The sequence below is a fragment of the Pseudomonas sp. JV241A genome (assembly GCF_900275665.1).
GTDB classification, from domain to species: Bacteria; Pseudomonadota; Gammaproteobacteria; order Pseudomonadales; family Pseudomonadaceae; genus Aquipseudomonas; species Aquipseudomonas wadenswilerensis.
Window position 1 is genome coordinate 124,428 of record NZ_OPYO01000021.1, and the last position, 16,228, is coordinate 140,655.

Here is a 16,228-nt window from a genome sequence, read left to right on the forward strand (position 1 = left end):
ACGCCCAAGCCGCCCTACAAGGAAACCGCCATGGCCCAGCCCCTGCTCGATGCCTTCATTGCATGGATGAGCGCCAACCTGGACAACGCCACCTTCGCCCATGGGTACCAGAACCGCATGAGTAGCGAGCACTGGCACTGCAGCAGCCTGTTCAACGCCTATGCAACGTACGACTGGCCGCACCCGGCGATTGCGCACCTGGACATCGGCAAGGGCAACGACATCACCAGCAACACCCGCGCACTGACGGCGCTTGAGCAGCAACTGCAACGTGCCCTGACGCCCACACCTGATGACCTTGCCGCCAGCCGCGCGGCTATTGATGTGATGATCTGGGGCGGCGTACAGAACGGTAACGTCAGTTGGCTGACCAACAATGTCGATGGCTTGGCCAACCTGCTGATCAACACCCGCGACGCGATCGACAGCGGTGCACTGCACCATGCACTGCTGCTTGACCCCGAGCTGCGCTTCAATGCCGGCATGACCAAGGTCTACTCGTTGATCTGCAAGCAGTTGGTGATCTACGACAGCCGCGTTGCTGCAGCGTTGGGTTGGGCGGTGGTGAAGTTCTGCAAGCAGGTTGAGCCTGAACTTACCCAGGTACCACCCGAGCTGGCCTTCCCCTGGGCGTCGGCAAGGCCGAACAAGGGCATATCCAAGCAGCGCGATCCGTCCCAGGGCAACTTGCAGTTCCCGCCGTTGCAGGGCGGTACGCTGCACGCGCAGTGGAACATCCGGGCCAGCCAGATACTGGCGGCGGTACTCGCCCATGACAATGCAAAGCACAGCGGCTTCAACAAGGACGACGGTTCGGGCAGCAGCCCGTTGCGGCGTCTGGAAGCGGCGTTGTTCATGATCGGCTATGACCTGGGCGGCGGCACTGCGACCGCCGCTATGCCAAAGGTCACCAGCCAAAGCGCGATGACAGCGCCAACCGTCGGCTGGGTCCAATGCTGGACGCCGACCCATCGCAAGCCTTTTCACTACCGCGTGACCAACCAGGGCTTCGAAGCCCGCGGCACGAGCATCACCCGCTACCCGCTGCAGGTGGTCAACGATACCCTCAACTACCTGTGGCGGCAGTTCGGCCGCGGGAAGTTCCCCCTGGCCAACAGTGCCGACGGTGTGCCGGCCGGCACCAGCGAAGAAGGCATCGGTACCGCTTACTACCATGCAATCAACCGGCAACAGCGGGTGCCGGAGTCGAGCCGCCTGGCTGCCATCCTTGAGGACCTTGGGGTAATTCAGCTAGTGAGCCGTGGGAAAAAGCACTGGGTGTTGAACCTGGCGTTGCTGAACGCTACCGACAAAGGCACCCTGGATATCGAGCCGCTGTTGCTGCGCCTGCTTGAAGACGAGGCACAGGACTAACCTCTCGCAGGCCTTTGTGGGAGCGGGCTTGCCCCGCGATGGAGGCTACAACCAAAGCACATTGCCATCACCCACCGATTCACTCACACTCCCCCTTCGCTCGCTGCTCAGGGATGACCGCGACGCATGGCCGCCGAGCCCACGCTGCACCCGGCGCCCATGCCTGCACACCCTCGACCGGGCTTACCCAACTGTCGACTACCGCACCTAAGGTTCAAGAATGGAAGCTGCCCTCCCACCCAAGAAGATCTCTGGCCTGATTACCCGCATCATGGGTGGCATCAGCGCCTTGCTGGCCACCATGTGGGGCCTGATCACCTACGTGTTCCCCGACCCGACCGTGTTCGGCCTGAGCTTTTTGAACTGGAAAAACCTCATCCTGTTCATGAGCGCCTTCGTATTCTTGTGCGTGATTTTTCTCGGCTGGTGCGCCAACCGCCTGCCGCAGATGCTCAACGGCGCGATGCTGGTGATCCTGGCTGCAGGCCTGGCAGTCATCTTCTTCGCCCTGGGCGGGGAATACGCCAAGCCCAGCTTCGACTTCGCCCGTGATCAACAGAAGTTCATCGAAAACGGCGGTGCCAACCTGCTGGGCAAACGCCTGGAAGTGATCGATGGCGTGCGCATCGAACTGTTGGGCTGCGAAAAAATCGGTCGCCAGCCCAACTGCGCCTTCGAGCTGACCAACACCCGGCTGGACAGCGAGTTCCGCTTCGAATCGCAAACCACCCTGTTCGAAGAAAGCGGTGGCGCCCTGAGCATCGACAAGATGCAGGTCGGCTCATCCAAATTCACCTACCGCGACGCCTTCCCCCTGGTACGTGGCGTACCCACCCGCGTGACCCTGGCCTTCGAACAAGGCCGCGGCGACCTGCAACAGGCACCGGCGCTCAAACTCAAAGTGCGCGTAGGCCGTGGTGAAGAAAGCGTGGTGAAATTCAACGAAGTCGACATCAAGTAAGCAACAACGCCCCACGCCGGCCTTCGCCTGCGTGGGGCGCTTTCCTACCGTCCAGCACAAAACGCCTTACCCGCGCAGTCCCTGCGCCACATCCTCCACCAGCGCCTTGGCCATGCCGCTGAGGTAATGCGCCGCCCAGACCAACGCCGCGTCATGCTCGATCCCGGCTTGCAAGGTCAGCCGATGCACGCAGCCCATCAGCACTGCCGATTGCTCCAGAGCGAACGCTGCACTGTGACCGGGTTCGACGCGGAACAGCCTTTGTGTGGAATGCCCGCTTTCGCCTTCGCCGAAGGCGGCGATGCCAGCGGTCTTGAAGGTGCTGGCTGCCTTCAAATCCTCATCCATTGACAGGTCCTCCTGCTGAAATCGCTAGCCCGCGTTGCTAAGGGATTTCGTCAGCAACGCGGGCGTCTGCTTATTGGCCACTCAGTGGCGTAACTGCACCTTGCTCAAGGCGACTTCGACCAGAGCACGGGCGTGTTCGATTTCATGCATGGTCGCCAAGGTGAGGACCTGGTCGGGAGGTCTGGGATGGAGTAGGACAGTTTGCTGGGCGATGGTCAGGGCGCAGACCAGGTATTCGGAGGTCTGGACCAAGAGGTCTTCGAGGGAATGGTTGGGGTGATGAGGTGGGTCGGGGACGATTTTTAGCATCAGGTATTGCTCCGTTTAGATGGAGCCGCCACACCCAAGCTGTCAAACAAAGAGGTGGCAGCTGTACGCGGGTTGACAGACCGGTAAACGAAGAAACCCGGCGCACACGAAGGTGCCCCACGCACAGCCGCCATTACGCAGGTGCACAGATGGTTTCATTTGTTGCGGTCTGTCAAAACCGGTCGTTGAATTGGCAACGACTGGCGGAGACTAGAGCGCTGAAGGAACCACTGCAATGGCTTGAAGGCGGTGGGAGTATGATTGGGAAACGGACTACAGGGAATCAGGAAATTCTGAAGATTTTGATGCTGCGGATTGTAAATCCGCCGGTACTGGGGCTGGGGCGGATTTTCATCGGCAAGGTCATCGAAAAGAACGGCAAAAGCCTGCCAGAGTGCGCAGGCTGTTCGCCATTCACTAGCGTTTTGCCATAAAATGGCCGGTTGCCGAAAGAACCGTCATGGCCATAGCCATGAAGGGCTTTCATTCTTTCCAAATAACTGTGGTGAAGATGAACAAGCCTTTCATTTCGCTGTGCCCGGAAATTACTCGGGCACACGCACTGACGCTCATGGATTGGTTGGAAGATGAGCGCGTTACCTGCTACTTGAGCGATTCGCGTCATGTCTCCCGCTCCATCGAGCAAGTTATCGATCGAACTCAATTGCCGATCCTGACCCATCTATTCAACCGGGGCGGCCGATTCTTCATGGCCTACGACCGGCATGATGCCCCGGTGGGCTTTGTCCGCCTGATCAAGACCGGCTCCAATTGCGAGATCGTCCTGGTCATTGGAGACAGCGACAAATGGGGCCGAAACCTTGGGGCGCGCACAATCCGCGAAGGCATGAAACTGGCCTTCCTCGACATGCGCGCCGAGAAGCTCATCGCCAAGATCCACCCCGACAACACCCGCTCGCTGAAAGCCTTTGTGCGCGGCGGTTTTCTGCTTGAAAGCGAAACGCCGACATTAAAGTCATTTTCCATGACGGCGGCGCGCTATCTGCAGTTCTTGCGCGAAGGTGCCGTGGCCGACTCCACTGAGATCTACATCACCGAAATCGACAAGGCCAGGCTCGAGAGCCTGATCGCGCTCGAGCAAGGCCCGGCGGTTGTTGAGCTCGAACATGAGCTTGAGCGCGCCATTGTCGTCACGCCGCAGCAGGTGGCGCGCAATGTCGTCACGATGAACTCCAGGGCCTTGCTGCAGCTGGACGACGAAGAGATCGAAGTGGCCCTGGTCTACCCTGAAGACGCGGACAGCAGCGCCGGGAAGTATTCCGTGTGTTCCGACATCGGTGCCGCCATCCTGGGCTATCAGGAGGGGGACGCCATCGACTGGCGAGTTTCTGACCGGACCCGCCGGATCGGGATCAGGAAAGTGCTTTACCAGCCGGAGGCTGCGGGCGATTTCCACCTGTAATTGCGCCTCTAGCTAAGTGCTCCATCAGGCACGAAGATCCCCAACGATTTCCGTGCCTGATGCAGACATGGTGGACAAGGTCAGGACTTGGCCAGAGGACCTCCTTCCTGCGCTCAATTTGGTAACAGCAAGTAGGACCAATCCTTCATTTTCGTAGGATCTCGCGGTATGGTTGCTGGCGATATGCCAGACCTGTAAGGACGCGAGATGCAATTTTTCTGGGTGAACCTAGGTACAACGCACAAGGAGGCCAGGGCCAGCAATTTTCTCTGGGCCCCACTGAGTTCGCGTACACAGGCCGGCAAGGTGCAAACCCGTCGCCACTGGGACAACGTCGGTAAAGTTAAAGCCGGAGACTTGATCTTCTGTTACCACGACAACTACCTACGCGCGATTGCCAAAGCCGAGCGCGATGCCTACCAAGCCGAACGCCCTCCAACTCGCTCATTCAACGAGTGGAGCAACCAAGGGCACCGAGTCGATATCACCCTCACCGACCTCAAGCACCTCTTGCGCAGCGACGACATTGCACCCACCTACCAGGCGCAATTCGATGCCCGCACGGAGCCATCGTTGTTCAACAACAAAGGCAGTGTGAATCAGATCTACATGGCGCAGTTGCCTGCCGATGCTGCGCTGTATTTGTTGGAGCAAGCCGAGGTTGTTGCTGACTACGAAGACCAGCTCGTAGATGCTGGATCGCCTGGAAAAAGTCCTTCCGTTACGACTCGAGAAGCGCTCGTAAAGGCTCGAGTTGGCCAGGGCGCGTTTCGAACAGGGCTGCTCAAACGCTGGGAGAAAAAGTGCGCGTTGACCGGACTAAAAAATCCCAACCTCCTCGTCGCCTCGCACATTCAGGCTTGGGCATTAGCCGACAACAAAGCCCGGTTGGATACAGACAACGGATTGCTGCTGGCCACCCACATTGATCGACTCTTCGACTGTGGATTGATTTCTTTTGGTGAGGATGGGCAACTGCTGATCAGCGACGATTTGGCAGCGGAGGAACACAAAATTCTAGGGCTGGACCAGTACACATCGATTCCTACCTTGAGTGAGGGCAATCGCCGCTACCTTGAGAAGCACCGCAAGCGATTTAGTTTTGCGTAGGGGGCGTTTTCCAGATCGCGTAAACTCCGCGCTATAGACCTACTGACCTGCACGGCCCCAGTGGCCCGGCATCAAAATCAACTGACAAGGCAAATGATATGACACGGATGTGGATGGTTCGCGGCGAAGGGGGAAGCTTGTACGACGCTTTTCGCGAAAGAGAAGTAGCGGCCATCGGATGGGTCCAGTTAGCGCCACATGCCAAACCAGGCGTCGGCCGCAAACAGTTAATGTCCTTGTATCAGTCAATTGAACCTCAGATGAAACAAGGCACCATTGTCTCAGGCGCATCTCAGGTTTGGCGTTTCGTGAACGAAATCCAGAGTGGTGATTGGGTCATAACCTACTCTCCTGCAAACCGCCTCTACCTGGTTGGCACATTCACGGGCGTAGCAGAGCACCACCCTGAGTGGGCAGAACAAGGCATGGCGCTGGCTCGAAAAGTACGATGGCAACCGCTAGAACTGTCACGCGAGAAACTGGGTGTAACCACCAAAAACAGCTTGGGCTCTACCCTGACCGTTTTCGAAGTGCCAGCCCAAGCTGTTTCAGAAGTCTTGGCTGCGTTAAAAGGTGGCCCAGCCCCTGAGCCCGATGACGTCACCGATGAAGCCATTGCCGACCCACTCGCTGACATTGAATCTCAAGCCATCGAGCGAATCAAAGACCGAGTGAGCGAGATTGATTGGGACGAAATGCAGCATCTGGTTGCGGGGATTCTACGTGCGATGGGCTACAAAACTCAGGTTTCACCACCGGGTTCAGACCGTGGGAAAGACATTGTTGCTTCCCCAGACGGATTTGGGTTTGAGAACCCGCGCATCGTTGTTGAGGTGAAACACCGCAAGGGACAGATGGGTAGTCAGGATATCCGTAGCTTCCTCGGTGGCCGACATAAAGACGATCGAGGCTTGTACGTCAGTACAGGTGGTTTCAGTAAGGACGCACTTTACGAAGCGGATCGTGCTTCGATTCCTCTATCGCTGTGGACGCTGGATCATGTGGTTAGAGCGTTGATCGAGCACTACGATGCTACGGATGCTGAGACCAAGAGGATTGTTCCTTTGAAGAGGCTTTATTGGCCTGCTTAGGGTCTGTGCGGGGAGTGGTTTGCTTGGGCTCTCGTATAGTAGTTAGCTGAAGACGGGGGTTCAAATCCCCCCGGCTCCACCAAATGATCAATCAAAGACGTCCATGGACGTCTTTTTTTGTGCCTGCGATCCAGTAAATACGCGGCTTCCAGCGCTTTTGCGGTCTTTGAAGAGTTTTTGAGTTCCAGCCATTCAGGTATTCCAGACGGTATTCCAGCTCACCCGGTGCTAATCTTTGGAATACCGAATCAGTGCTTGAGGACAATCTCATGCCTGCTCAAAACCTCCGCCTCTCCGATCGACAGCTCAAGGGAGTCAAACCCGCGTCCAAGGATTATGTCCTCACGGACGGTGACGGTTTGCAGCTCCGCGTACGCAGCAACGGCTCGTTGCTGTGGAATTTCAACTACCGCGAACCGGTGACCAAAAAGCGCATCAACATCGGCTTCGGGACCTATCCCGAACTGTCACTGGCGAACGCACGAAAGAAGGCAGTCGAAGCTCGCGAGCTGCTCGCTCAGGGCATCGATCCAAAGGTGCAGCGCAATACGTTGAATGAAGCCAAGCGCGCAGAAACGGAACACACCTTCGAGAACGTGGCCACCGCCTGGTTCGAGCTCAAGAAAGACTCGGTCACCCCAGCCTACGCCGAGGACATTTGGCGGTCCCTCACACTGCACGTATTCCCCGATTTGAAGACGACACCACTTGCGAAGATCACAGCGCCGATGGTGATCGCATTGCTTCGACCAATAGAAGCGAAAGGCAGCCTGGAGACGGTCAAACGGCTTAGCCAGCGGCTAAACGAGATCATGACCTACGGTGTAAATTCCGGTCTGATCTTCGCCAACCCGCTCAGCGGGATCAGGGCGGTTTTCAAGAAACCCAAGAAAGAGAACATGGCTGCGCTTCCACCCGAAGAGCTCCCCGAGCTCATGCTGGAGATCGCGAACGCCAGCATCAAACGCACCACCCGCTGCCTGATCGAATGGCAGTTGCACACAATGACTCGCCCCGCCGAGGCGGCGACTACTCGCTGGGCGGACATCGACTTTGAAAGGCGTGTCTGGACTATCCCACCGGAGCGAATGAAGAAGCGCCGTCCGCATAGCATCCCGTTGAGTGATCACGCTGTCGCCCTGTTGGAGTCACTCAAGCCTCACAGCGGCCATCGCGAATACGTCTTCCCGGCAGACAGAAATCCGCGCACCCATGCCAATAGCCAGACCGCCAACATGGCGTTGAAACGTATGGGGTTCCAGGACCGGTTGGTCAGCCACGGCATGCGCTCGATGGCCAGCACCATCTTGAATGAACATGGGTGGGACCCCGAACTCATTGAGGTCGCACTGGCGCATGTCGACAAGGATGAGGTGCGCAGTGCCTACAACCGAGCCGACTACATCGAGCGACGGCGGCCGATGATGGCCTGGTGGAGTGAGTACATCCAGAAAGCCGCCACCGGCAGCCTGCTTGCCTCAGCATACGGTCAAGTCAGAGACAAGAACGTGGTACCGATCCGCTAGCTCTGTACGGCGCAAGAATTGCGGAAACAACTGAACGTCCAAGATTCGGGGCAAGCAGCCTCGCTTATCTGCTTCTCAGCGCGGGTCCATCCAAACAGGGCTGCAAAGCCGCCCTGTTTGGATGGACCTCATTTTGAAGAGCTAAAAGCCACGACGTTGTCCGGGATTTACCAAGTAATTCCACCGATGGATAACCGCTTTTCACGTCCTCAAGGGCGCTTAATTTCGGCCCTTGACCGGGTTTATCCACAGGCGTAGAACTGGCCGTGCAAAGGCTGTCGATGACAGCACCCCAGGTGACCCGAGCCTTAAAGGTCACGCCGCTCCCGCGGTGGCTCAGCCCAAGTACGATTCGCATCCGGCAGCTCGTACGGTCACTACCCATGTGATGGATGCTCTTACACATATAGCGCTCGTGCGCCAGATACACCGTACCTCGCTGCCCTGCAGCAACCTATCCGCTTGGCCGAATATTGCGCCAACCTGTGCCCGTCTCTTTCTGTGGAAAGAGACGGGCACTTCTACCACTGCTGCAGCCCTGATCGCACAAGGCTTTGCGGCATTCCCCCTCGTGACAATCGGCGTGACAAATGCCGATGTCACCAGCAACAGCGCTGTAGATGATGGTGCCGCAGACCAGGGAATGGACTGCACCTGACTGACAGTCAGGTATGCCCCGGTCATCGCATTGCTGCTTGCACATGGCTCAGGATCTTTAGGCGCAGGTCTCGTCAGCCAGTGCTGCCTCCACCCGCCCACCGGCAACGGTGTACAGGAGGCCAGATCATGAGATGCCCTTGCTCCCGGACGTAAGGAGCCGCCAGTCCCGCGTAGTGGACATTCCCCACAGGTCGCAGGGGCCTTGATCCCTGATAACACTCAACATTCTTGGCGGGATGACGTGGGGCAAGGATCGGAGATCGGAAGATGAGGTGACCGACATGGCATTGGTGGGTAGACGCAGTGGCCGCAATTTCGGCTACGGCAGGCAACTGAGCTATGCAGGGCCGCAGGCGTTGAAAGACATGTTCGGCGGTGGCCACTACGGCACGGTCAAGGCGCACTGTGATCGGTGGCTAGCATTCGTGAAGTGGTGCCGCTCCGAACAGGGGCCCGGGATCAACGATGCGCGGCAGATTGATCGGAAGGTGTTGGCCGACTATGCGGCGTATCTGCGCGAAGTGGTTGGGCGCGGTGACCTCGCCGTCAGCACCGCACAAAACCGGCTATCCAGCGTTAACAGGACCATGGCGGCGCTTCGCGGTGATCAGTACGTGAAGTTGTCAAGTTCGAGCACGGCGTTGGGTATGCAGCGCACCAGGGTTCGCCAGTCGTTGCCGCAAGGACAGGATCGCGCGCAGGTGCAGCAGATTGTCGATGTGCTTTGTGATCGTGAACAGCTACGCGCGGCGGCGATGATTCAGATGGCACGTGCCACTGGGATGCGGTTGCGCGAGACGATATTGGCTGATTTGCCCAGATTGATCCGTGAGGCTGACAGGCTCGGCAAGATCAATATCCAGGAGGGCACGAAAGGCCGCCGAGGTGGTGCTTCGGCGCCACGCTGGATTGCGGTGGATGAACATATTCGGGATGCACTGAGGTTTGCGGCAAAGGTGTCGCCGAAGGGTAGCCGTAACATGGTCGCGCCAAGCGAAAGCTATGCGAACGTATTGCAACGAGTAGCCGGGGCATCGCGGGACGTCCTGCATAAAAACGCCCTGAAAGGGTTTCATGAGTTGCGCGCGGCTTATGCCTGTGAGCGCTACGAGCAGATTACCCAACATCCTGCACCGATTAACGGTGGTCATTGCTATGCCATCGATCCGCGCCTCGACCGTGAGGCTCGCATACAGATCAGCTATGAGCTAGGGCATGGCCGGATTGAGGTAGTCGCTGCCTACATCGGGAGACGGATATGACCAAGGCATTTGATATGGAGGTGTTCTTGGCTGCCGCGCTGACTGGGTCTCACGCGACGCGGCAGCGACACTTGCGCCAAGCGAAGATTATCCAGGCTGCAATCGTACAGCGATGGCAATGCGAGTCGCCTTGGAGATGGAAACGGAAGCATCTAGCTTGGTTTCTCAAACATAGCCTGAAACATCGCGGTGAGGGCACACGATATTACTATCTGCTCACTGTTCGACTGATCACCCGACGCCTGGATACGTCATGGGTTTTCGATCTTTGAAAAGAGATAGGGCCTCCTCTGCGAGCGGCTGCCAGAATCGGCCAGGCAAGCACACCGCGACAGATCCGCAATTACTCTCTCCAGATTACTACCTGAAATCAAAGTTTGAAGTTGCCACTTCAAACCCACGGCAAACGTCGGATCAGTAAAATACTCCCCGGTTCAACCCCCGCGCTGCAAGCAACAAACCCACGCTTTAATCTAATCAGTATTGTCTCCACTCAACAACAATCTCATCTCCTGCTGTAATACGCTTAGCTCGAACTGCAATTTTTCTTGTCGCTCCAATAGTGTAGCCACAGACTCCACTCCCACTATGACAGGAGGGGAAACATATCTGGAAACCGTCAAATTCCAGTCGTTCTCTTCCAAATCCTTAACAGAAACACAACAAGCAACACCATCAACAGCTTTTCGCTCTGCATACAAGCTTACAATTTTATCTATCGCGTCTCCCCCCAAACGATTCAGGCGTTGACTTCTCGAAAAGTAACTTGACCCATCAATAAAAAGCACATCTCTAGATACCGAAGATTTCCTCATTATCAAGATATTCGCCGGTACGGCAGTACCATAAAATGACATTGGAGGAATTGAAATAATGGCATCCACATTATTCTCTAACAGCATCTTCCTTCTGATCTCCCTCTCTACTCCCCCTCTGAATAAAACCCCCATAGGCACAACCATTGCTGCTCGACCATTCTCATTCAAACTGAAAAGGACATTCTGGATAAATGCAAAATCCGCATTAGCTTGAGGAGGCAACCCATAGCGCAGAAAGTCAACGGATCTTTCGCCATCCCAATGACGAAGCGAAAAAGGCGGATTTGCAAAAGCCAAATCAAACTTTCCGTAAATCTTCTCTTCATAATCCATACGGGCTAGCGCATCACAAACCTCTATACTATCCACACTAATTCCGTGGACATAAGCATTTGCCATCGCTATAAAAGCTGTCTCAGCAGACCTTTCTCGACCTAAAACATACAGCCAATTCCTTTCCGATGACTCCTTAACTTTATTGATAGCTCCTATCAAAAACTCTCCGGAGCCACATACCGGGTCATATAGCTTTTCTCCACTTTTAGGATCGAGAAGCTGGACCATCAAACTAACTATTCCATCAGGAGTAAAGAAATATCCTCCCTTATTAGAATTCCGCTCAGCCAACTCTACCAAGAACCACTCAAAAAATGAGGCCAACCCATCTTCGCAATTACACTCATCAAAAGAAAAACACCTAAACTCATCCCAGAGCCTAACCAACTCACTCCTCTCCGACAAATCAGAACTGAAGACAGGCTGTACTTCACTCCAAATACTTAGAATGGAGTCTGAGAAAAACGAACTTGAATTTCTTTCAACTACGTGCGCCACAACCGATGCCAACGACTCCACATTGCACAACTCATCAAGATCTGAGTCTTTAATCAAGCCCTCTCTCGCCTGGACACTCCGCTCCTCCTTGAGTAGATCAAGCGTTTTCTTGCAGACCATAAAGAGCAATAAAACCTTTGCCGCGTCCAGATCCGTCCCTCTCAGGCGCATACGCTCAATACTTTCCAGCACAAACGCTTTCAAACCAGCAAACGAAGTACCCATATTTATCAGTCTCCACCTAACATTTCGTGCGCAGCACTTGCCACCATACTCTCTCCATTAACAATCAACTCACGCAATGTAGCCCTCTGCGCACACCAATTATGATAAATTTCAACTATTTGCTTTTGTTTTTTCAGGCTTGGAACTGGCACCGATATTTCAAGCAAATTCTTAACACTTATATTTGGTATACTTGCGGAGGTTCGTATGGATTCAAGCAAAACACTCCCCTCAGCTGAATTAAAAAACCAATGGAGGTACTCCAAACTTACCTCTCCATCCTGCCTGGGGCGAATTATGGCGACTTGGTTTGTTGTGGTGACATTACCGCCCCCCCCTCTAAACACCATGGCTTCAGTTCGCGTACCTCTTAGCGGCAATAGCAAATCTCCGGCCAGGAGTTTAATCTTCAATTTAGATGGCTCGATATCAGCATAAGGGAGGGAAGTTATATCATTCAGCTCCCCCTCCCGGACGTCCTTTATCTGAATCAACCTAATGCCACTTTCGGGGCTGTCTGTCTCCGCTCGCTCCCGAAAAGTCTGACCTAATGAGACATCAGCGATATGAGAGAGTGTTTTTTTCGCCACCATTAATTAACTTCCCATGTTCAAATTTTTTTATATCTACTTTCAGGCTTCTAGTTTCACTGCCATCAGCATTTACCTGCCACGAACGATTGAAGCCGACCTCGATATTGGGGCTGAGAGCAAGGTAGACCACAAGGGAAAGATACGTCGGGGGTGCTAATTTCAATCGTTTTCGTTTCATTCAATCTCCTTGCGTGTCTGCCAATATTCAATTCGATCCGTCGCGAGCGCAGAATGCGATCATACTGCAGCCGGCTTGGAGACCATGCTAAGGGAATGGACACGGGACGTCAATGCAGTATTGTCGCATTCTGCATTTTTTACACGAAAAGGTCAGCTTGAAGAGACAAGCCTTACGAGATGGAATGCACCCTACCTAACCCAGAGGGGCGTCCAGCGATTTGACAGCAAATAGCTTTCAAAGCCGCTTGCCCCCTCAGGGTTGAGGGCTAGCCGATCTCTACTTAGTCGGCCTCGCTAGGTCAAAGAGCTCTGCCCCAGGATCTTTCTTCAACAGCTCGTATACCACCGTCAGAAACACCTCGCGCGTCGACTCATCGCTGAGCAGCTTGGTCGCCATACTAGTGTGGCTGCTCATGGCGGCAGCGATGGCAGAGATGGCTTTTGAAGGCAGGTCCGCCTTCATGGTCTGTTCCATCGTGTTGTTCTGCACTTGGGCCATTACCACGCTGTCAGCGCGCAGCTTCTCGGATACGTGCACCGCGAAGGCCACCTGGTCAGTGTCGGTAATGTCCTTGCCGAAGGAGTTGTTGAGCTTCTCAATCAGCTCGGCGAGGTATTTTTTCTCGCGGTCGCGGGCGTCGCGCAGGCCGTTATCGGTCATACCATAGAGGCCAGGTGTTTCACCCAGGACGGCGACACCACTGAGGTTACTGCCCTTTTTGATCTTGTAGTGGCTGAGTTTGAGGTCCCCCAGATCCACCTGCTCGGCAGTGATGCCCTTGAGCCGTTTACGCAGCAGGCGCGCATAGCTGGCAAAAGCCTCCAGGCTTGGGTCGCCGAAATCGATCAACTGGGCGATGTACTCGTAGCTGCGCACGAACTTGGTCAGGCTCTCACTGAAGATCATCAGTTCGTCGCGTGCCTTGCAATACTCCGAACGCCGCACATCGGCGTATTCCATGTCTTTGCCGCTGCCCTCGTCATGGGCCTTCTCCCAGGCTTTCTCCCATTGGTCGATGGCATCGTTGAGCGTCTTCAACTTTCCGTTGAAGCGGTCAGTGGCTGACTGAGTAAGCGAGAACAGCTTCTGGTGCGTCACTTTCGGATCGACGATAGCATCACCGAAAGCCTCAACCTCAGCCTGCTCATAGATGAACATGCCATCCAAGCGCTGCTTGATGTCATAGACGATGTTCGGATCCTGGATATCCGCCACCTGGGCATCACGATAGAAAGTCTTGAATGACGCCAGTATCTCGTCGGCCTTGTTAGCGAAGTCGATGACGAACGTCTTGTCTTTTCCGGGGAAGGTACGGTTCAGACGCGAGAGGGTCTGCACGGCCTCCACACCGGATATTTTTTTGTCCAGGTACATGGCAACCAGCTTGGGCTGGTCGAAGCCGGTCTGGTACTTGTTGGCGACGATCATCACCCGGTAGTCCGGAGTGTCGAACACCTTGCGCATATCGCGGCCATGCAGGCCGGGGTTCAGGTTGGTTTCACTGAATTGGTGATCCTTGGGCAGGCTGGCCGCTTCCACATCCGTATTAGGCACTTCACCTGAGAAGGCCACCATCGCCAGCACGTTGTCATAGCCCTTGCGCTTGCAGTAGTCCTCCAGCGCCAGGTGGTACTTCACCGCCGCAGCACGCGAGCTGGTCACAACCATGGCCTTGGCCTGGCCACCGAGCAGGTGCGCGACGTTCTTGCGGAAGTGCTCGACGATCAGCTCGACCTTCTGTCCCACATTCACCGGGTTGAGCGATAGCCACTTGGCCAGTTTGCGCCCGGCGCTCTTCTCGTCCACGCGCTTGTCATCGACCATCTCGCTGCCAATTTTGAACGCCACCTCGTAGCTGGTGTAGTTCTTCAGCACATCGAGGATGAAGCCTTCGTCGATCGCCTGCTGCATGGTGTAGAGGTGGAACGGTGCCGGCGGGTTGTCGGTGCTGACGGGCCGCGCCGGATTGCGCGGGCGACCGAACAGGCTCAGCGTCGAATGCTTGGGCGTGGCGGTGAAGGCGAAGTAGCTGGCATTGCCTGGGCGCGAGCGCGAGCTCTGCCACACGGACAACCGCTCCGTCTTGGAGAGTTTCTCCCACTCCGCCTCACTCTGCCCGGTCAGTACATAGCGCAGGTCATCTGCCGTGCTGCCCCCGGTGGAGCTGTGCGCCTCGTCGATGATGATGGCGAAACGGCGATTTCGCAGGCTCTGCTCGCCGAGGATGGCCTTCTGCGCATAGGGAAACGTCTGTAGGGTACAGACGATAATCGGCACACCATCGAGCATGGCCTTGGCCAACTGCTGGCTCTTGGGCAGGCTCGACTGTTGGCGTTCGATAGCGCACACCACGCCGGCCTGGTGCTCGATCTGTTGGATGGCATCCTGCAACTGCTGGTCAAGCACCTGGCGGTCGGTCACCACAATCACACTGTGGAAATACGGCTCACCGTCCGAACGGCGCACACGAATCAGCGAATGCGCGGTCCAGGCGATGGTATTGGTCTTGCCCGAGCCGGCGCTGTGCTGGATCAGATACGGTTGCCCTGCCCCTTCTACCCGCACCGCGTCGATCATCCTCGTCACACCTTCCCACTGATGGAAGCGCGGGAAGATTAGGCCTTCCTTGAAGTAGGTTTTGCCGTTGACATCCTGGGCTTCCTTACGCTCCTGCAGCACGAAGCGGTGGAAGATGTGCAGCCAGTTGTCCTTCTGCAGCACCCGCTCCCAGAAGTAGCTTACCGGGTAACTACCGTTTTCACCCGGCGGGTTGCCGGCAGCGCCATCGTTGCCCCGGTTGAACGGCAGGAAGAAGGTCGAATCTCCAGCCAGCTTGGTGGTCATGCGTATGTCGCTATCGCTCATGGCGAAATGCACCACCGCGCCACGCTTGAAGGTGAGCAGCGGCTCTAGGCCACCGCTCTTGCGCTCAGGACGGCGGTCCATGCAGTACTGCTGCATGGCGGCCTGGACTGACTGGGTGAAGTCGGTCTTCAACTCCACCGTGGCCACCGGGATACCGTTGATAAAGAAGGCCAGATCGATTTCGTCAGCCTTGTGCAACGAATAACGCAGTTGCGGCACTACGCGCAGACGGTTCGCCGCATAGCGAGTGGTCACCGTGTCGTTGCGCTCATCTTCAGGCAGAGACTGGCTCATGGCTAGAGTTCCGCCGCCGGCCACGGCAAAGCCGTAGCGCAGCACATTTACGGTGCCGCCTTCTACCCTGTTCTCCAGCTGCTTGACCAGTCGGTCCAGCACCAAGTCGCGCGTGCCTACATCATTCATTGCGACAATCTTAGCCATAGCCTGCGGCTGACTTTCTCCTAGCCAACCCAGCACATCTTCAGGGACTAGCGCCCGCCCTTGGTCATAGTCTGCAGACTTACCCACCAGCCAGCCGGCAGCTTCAAGTTGCTCGACGATATGGCGTTCCAGTTCGCATTCGTGGTGGATTTGGTTCATGGTTCTCTTCTCTTCCCTGTCTTCTGCCGACTGCAAAGGACCCGGACG

General features: G+C 56.0%; 15 protein-coding genes. 9 read left to right on the top strand and 6 right to left on the bottom strand.

Translation table 11 applies throughout. From position 1 onward, the window contains the following. Positions 1 to 30: 30 nt before the first annotated feature. Both JV241A_RS27545 and JV241A_RS13400 read left to right on the top strand, forming a co-directional pair. Positions 31 to 1,374 carry a hypothetical protein gene (locus JV241A_RS27545; protein ID WP_177414875.1) on the top strand — a complete coding sequence of 448 codons (1,344 nt, stop codon included), beginning with the start codon at positions 31 to 33 and terminating at the stop codon, positions 1,372 to 1,374. A gap of 220 nt (positions 1,375 to 1,594) precedes the next feature. After that, a complete protein-coding gene (locus tag JV241A_RS13400; protein WP_134062998.1) occupies positions 1,595 to 2,335 on the top strand; it encodes a hypothetical protein in 741 nt (246 codons plus the stop codon). Positions 2,336 to 2,401: 66 nt separating this feature from the next. Here JV241A_RS13400 and JV241A_RS13405 read toward each other — a convergent pair whose 3' ends face one another. After that, positions 2,402 to 2,683 (bottom strand): DUF3077 domain-containing protein, encoded by a 282-nt coding sequence (locus JV241A_RS13405; protein WP_134063000.1) that lies wholly within the window; start codon positions 2,681 to 2,683, stop codon positions 2,402 to 2,404. 81 nt (positions 2,684 to 2,764) lie between these two features. After that, a complete protein-coding gene (locus tag JV241A_RS13410) occupies positions 2,765 to 2,992 on the bottom strand; it encodes a hypothetical protein (protein WP_134063002.1) in 228 nt (75 codons plus the stop codon). Between the two features lie 149 nt (positions 2,993 to 3,141). Here JV241A_RS13410 and JV241A_RS13415 point away from each other — a divergent pair, with 149 nt between their 5' ends. The 7 genes from JV241A_RS13415 (at position 3,142) to JV241A_RS27650 (ending at position 10,336) form a co-directional block, all read left to right on the top strand. After that, entirely contained in the window at positions 3,142 to 3,426 is a 285-nt protein-coding gene (locus tag JV241A_RS13415) for a hypothetical protein (RefSeq protein ID WP_134063004.1), read from the top strand. A 26-nt stretch (positions 3,427 to 3,452) separates the two neighbouring features. Continuing rightward, a complete protein-coding gene (locus tag JV241A_RS13420; RefSeq protein WP_134063006.1) occupies positions 3,453 to 4,415 on the top strand; it encodes a bifunctional GNAT family N-acetyltransferase/nucleoside diphosphate kinase regulator in 963 nt (320 codons plus the stop codon). Between the two features lie 207 nt (positions 4,416 to 4,622). Next, complete coding sequence (locus tag JV241A_RS13425) at positions 4,623 to 5,525, top strand: HNH endonuclease signature motif containing protein (RefSeq protein WP_134063008.1); 903 nt, start codon at positions 4,623 to 4,625, stop codon at positions 5,523 to 5,525. A gap of 98 nt (positions 5,526 to 5,623) precedes the next feature. Next, on the top strand, positions 5,624 to 6,616 hold the full coding sequence (locus JV241A_RS13430; protein WP_134063010.1) for a restriction endonuclease: 993 nt from the start codon (positions 5,624 to 5,626) through the stop codon (positions 6,614 to 6,616). Positions 6,617 to 6,885: 269 nt separating this feature from the next. Next, positions 6,886 to 8,142, top strand: a complete 1,257-nt coding sequence (locus JV241A_RS13435; RefSeq protein WP_134063012.1) for an integrase domain-containing protein — start codon at positions 6,886 to 6,888, stop codon at positions 8,140 to 8,142. A 941-nt stretch (positions 8,143 to 9,083) separates the two neighbouring features. Then, positions 9,084 to 10,064, top strand: coding sequence for an integrase domain-containing protein (locus tag JV241A_RS13445; RefSeq protein ID WP_134063014.1), 981 nt, complete (start codon positions 9,084 to 9,086; stop codon positions 10,062 to 10,064). Then, positions 10,061 to 10,336 (top strand): hypothetical protein, encoded by a 276-nt coding sequence (locus tag JV241A_RS27650; protein WP_134063016.1) that lies wholly within the window; start codon positions 10,061 to 10,063, stop codon positions 10,334 to 10,336. The genes JV241A_RS13445 and JV241A_RS27650 overlap by 4 nt, the downstream gene beginning before the upstream one ends. A 201-nt stretch (positions 10,337 to 10,537) precedes the next feature. On the opposite strand, the gene JV241A_RS13455 is transcribed toward JV241A_RS27650, so the two are convergent. The 4 genes from JV241A_RS13455 to JV241A_RS13470 form a co-directional block, all read right to left on the bottom strand. After that, positions 10,538 to 11,941, bottom strand: a complete 1,404-nt coding sequence (locus JV241A_RS13455) for an N-6 DNA methylase (protein WP_134063018.1) — start codon at positions 11,939 to 11,941, stop codon at positions 10,538 to 10,540. A gap of 5 nt (positions 11,942 to 11,946) precedes the next feature. Then, positions 11,947 to 12,354: a restriction endonuclease subunit S gene (locus JV241A_RS13460; protein ID WP_166675698.1), complete on the bottom strand. Its 408-nt coding sequence runs from the start codon at positions 12,352 to 12,354 to the stop codon at positions 11,947 to 11,949. Between the two features lie 145 nt (positions 12,355 to 12,499). Beyond that, the gene (locus JV241A_RS13465) at positions 12,500 to 12,712 is read right to left on the bottom strand and encodes a hypothetical protein (protein ID WP_134063022.1); all 213 of its coding nucleotides are present in this window, start codon (positions 12,710 to 12,712) and stop codon (positions 12,500 to 12,502) included. A gap of 279 nt (positions 12,713 to 12,991) precedes the next feature. After that, the gene (locus JV241A_RS13470) at positions 12,992 to 16,180 is read right to left on the bottom strand and encodes a DEAD/DEAH box helicase family protein (protein WP_134063088.1); all 3,189 of its coding nucleotides are present in this window, start codon (positions 16,178 to 16,180) and stop codon (positions 12,992 to 12,994) included. Positions 16,181 to 16,228 lie beyond the last annotated feature (48 nt).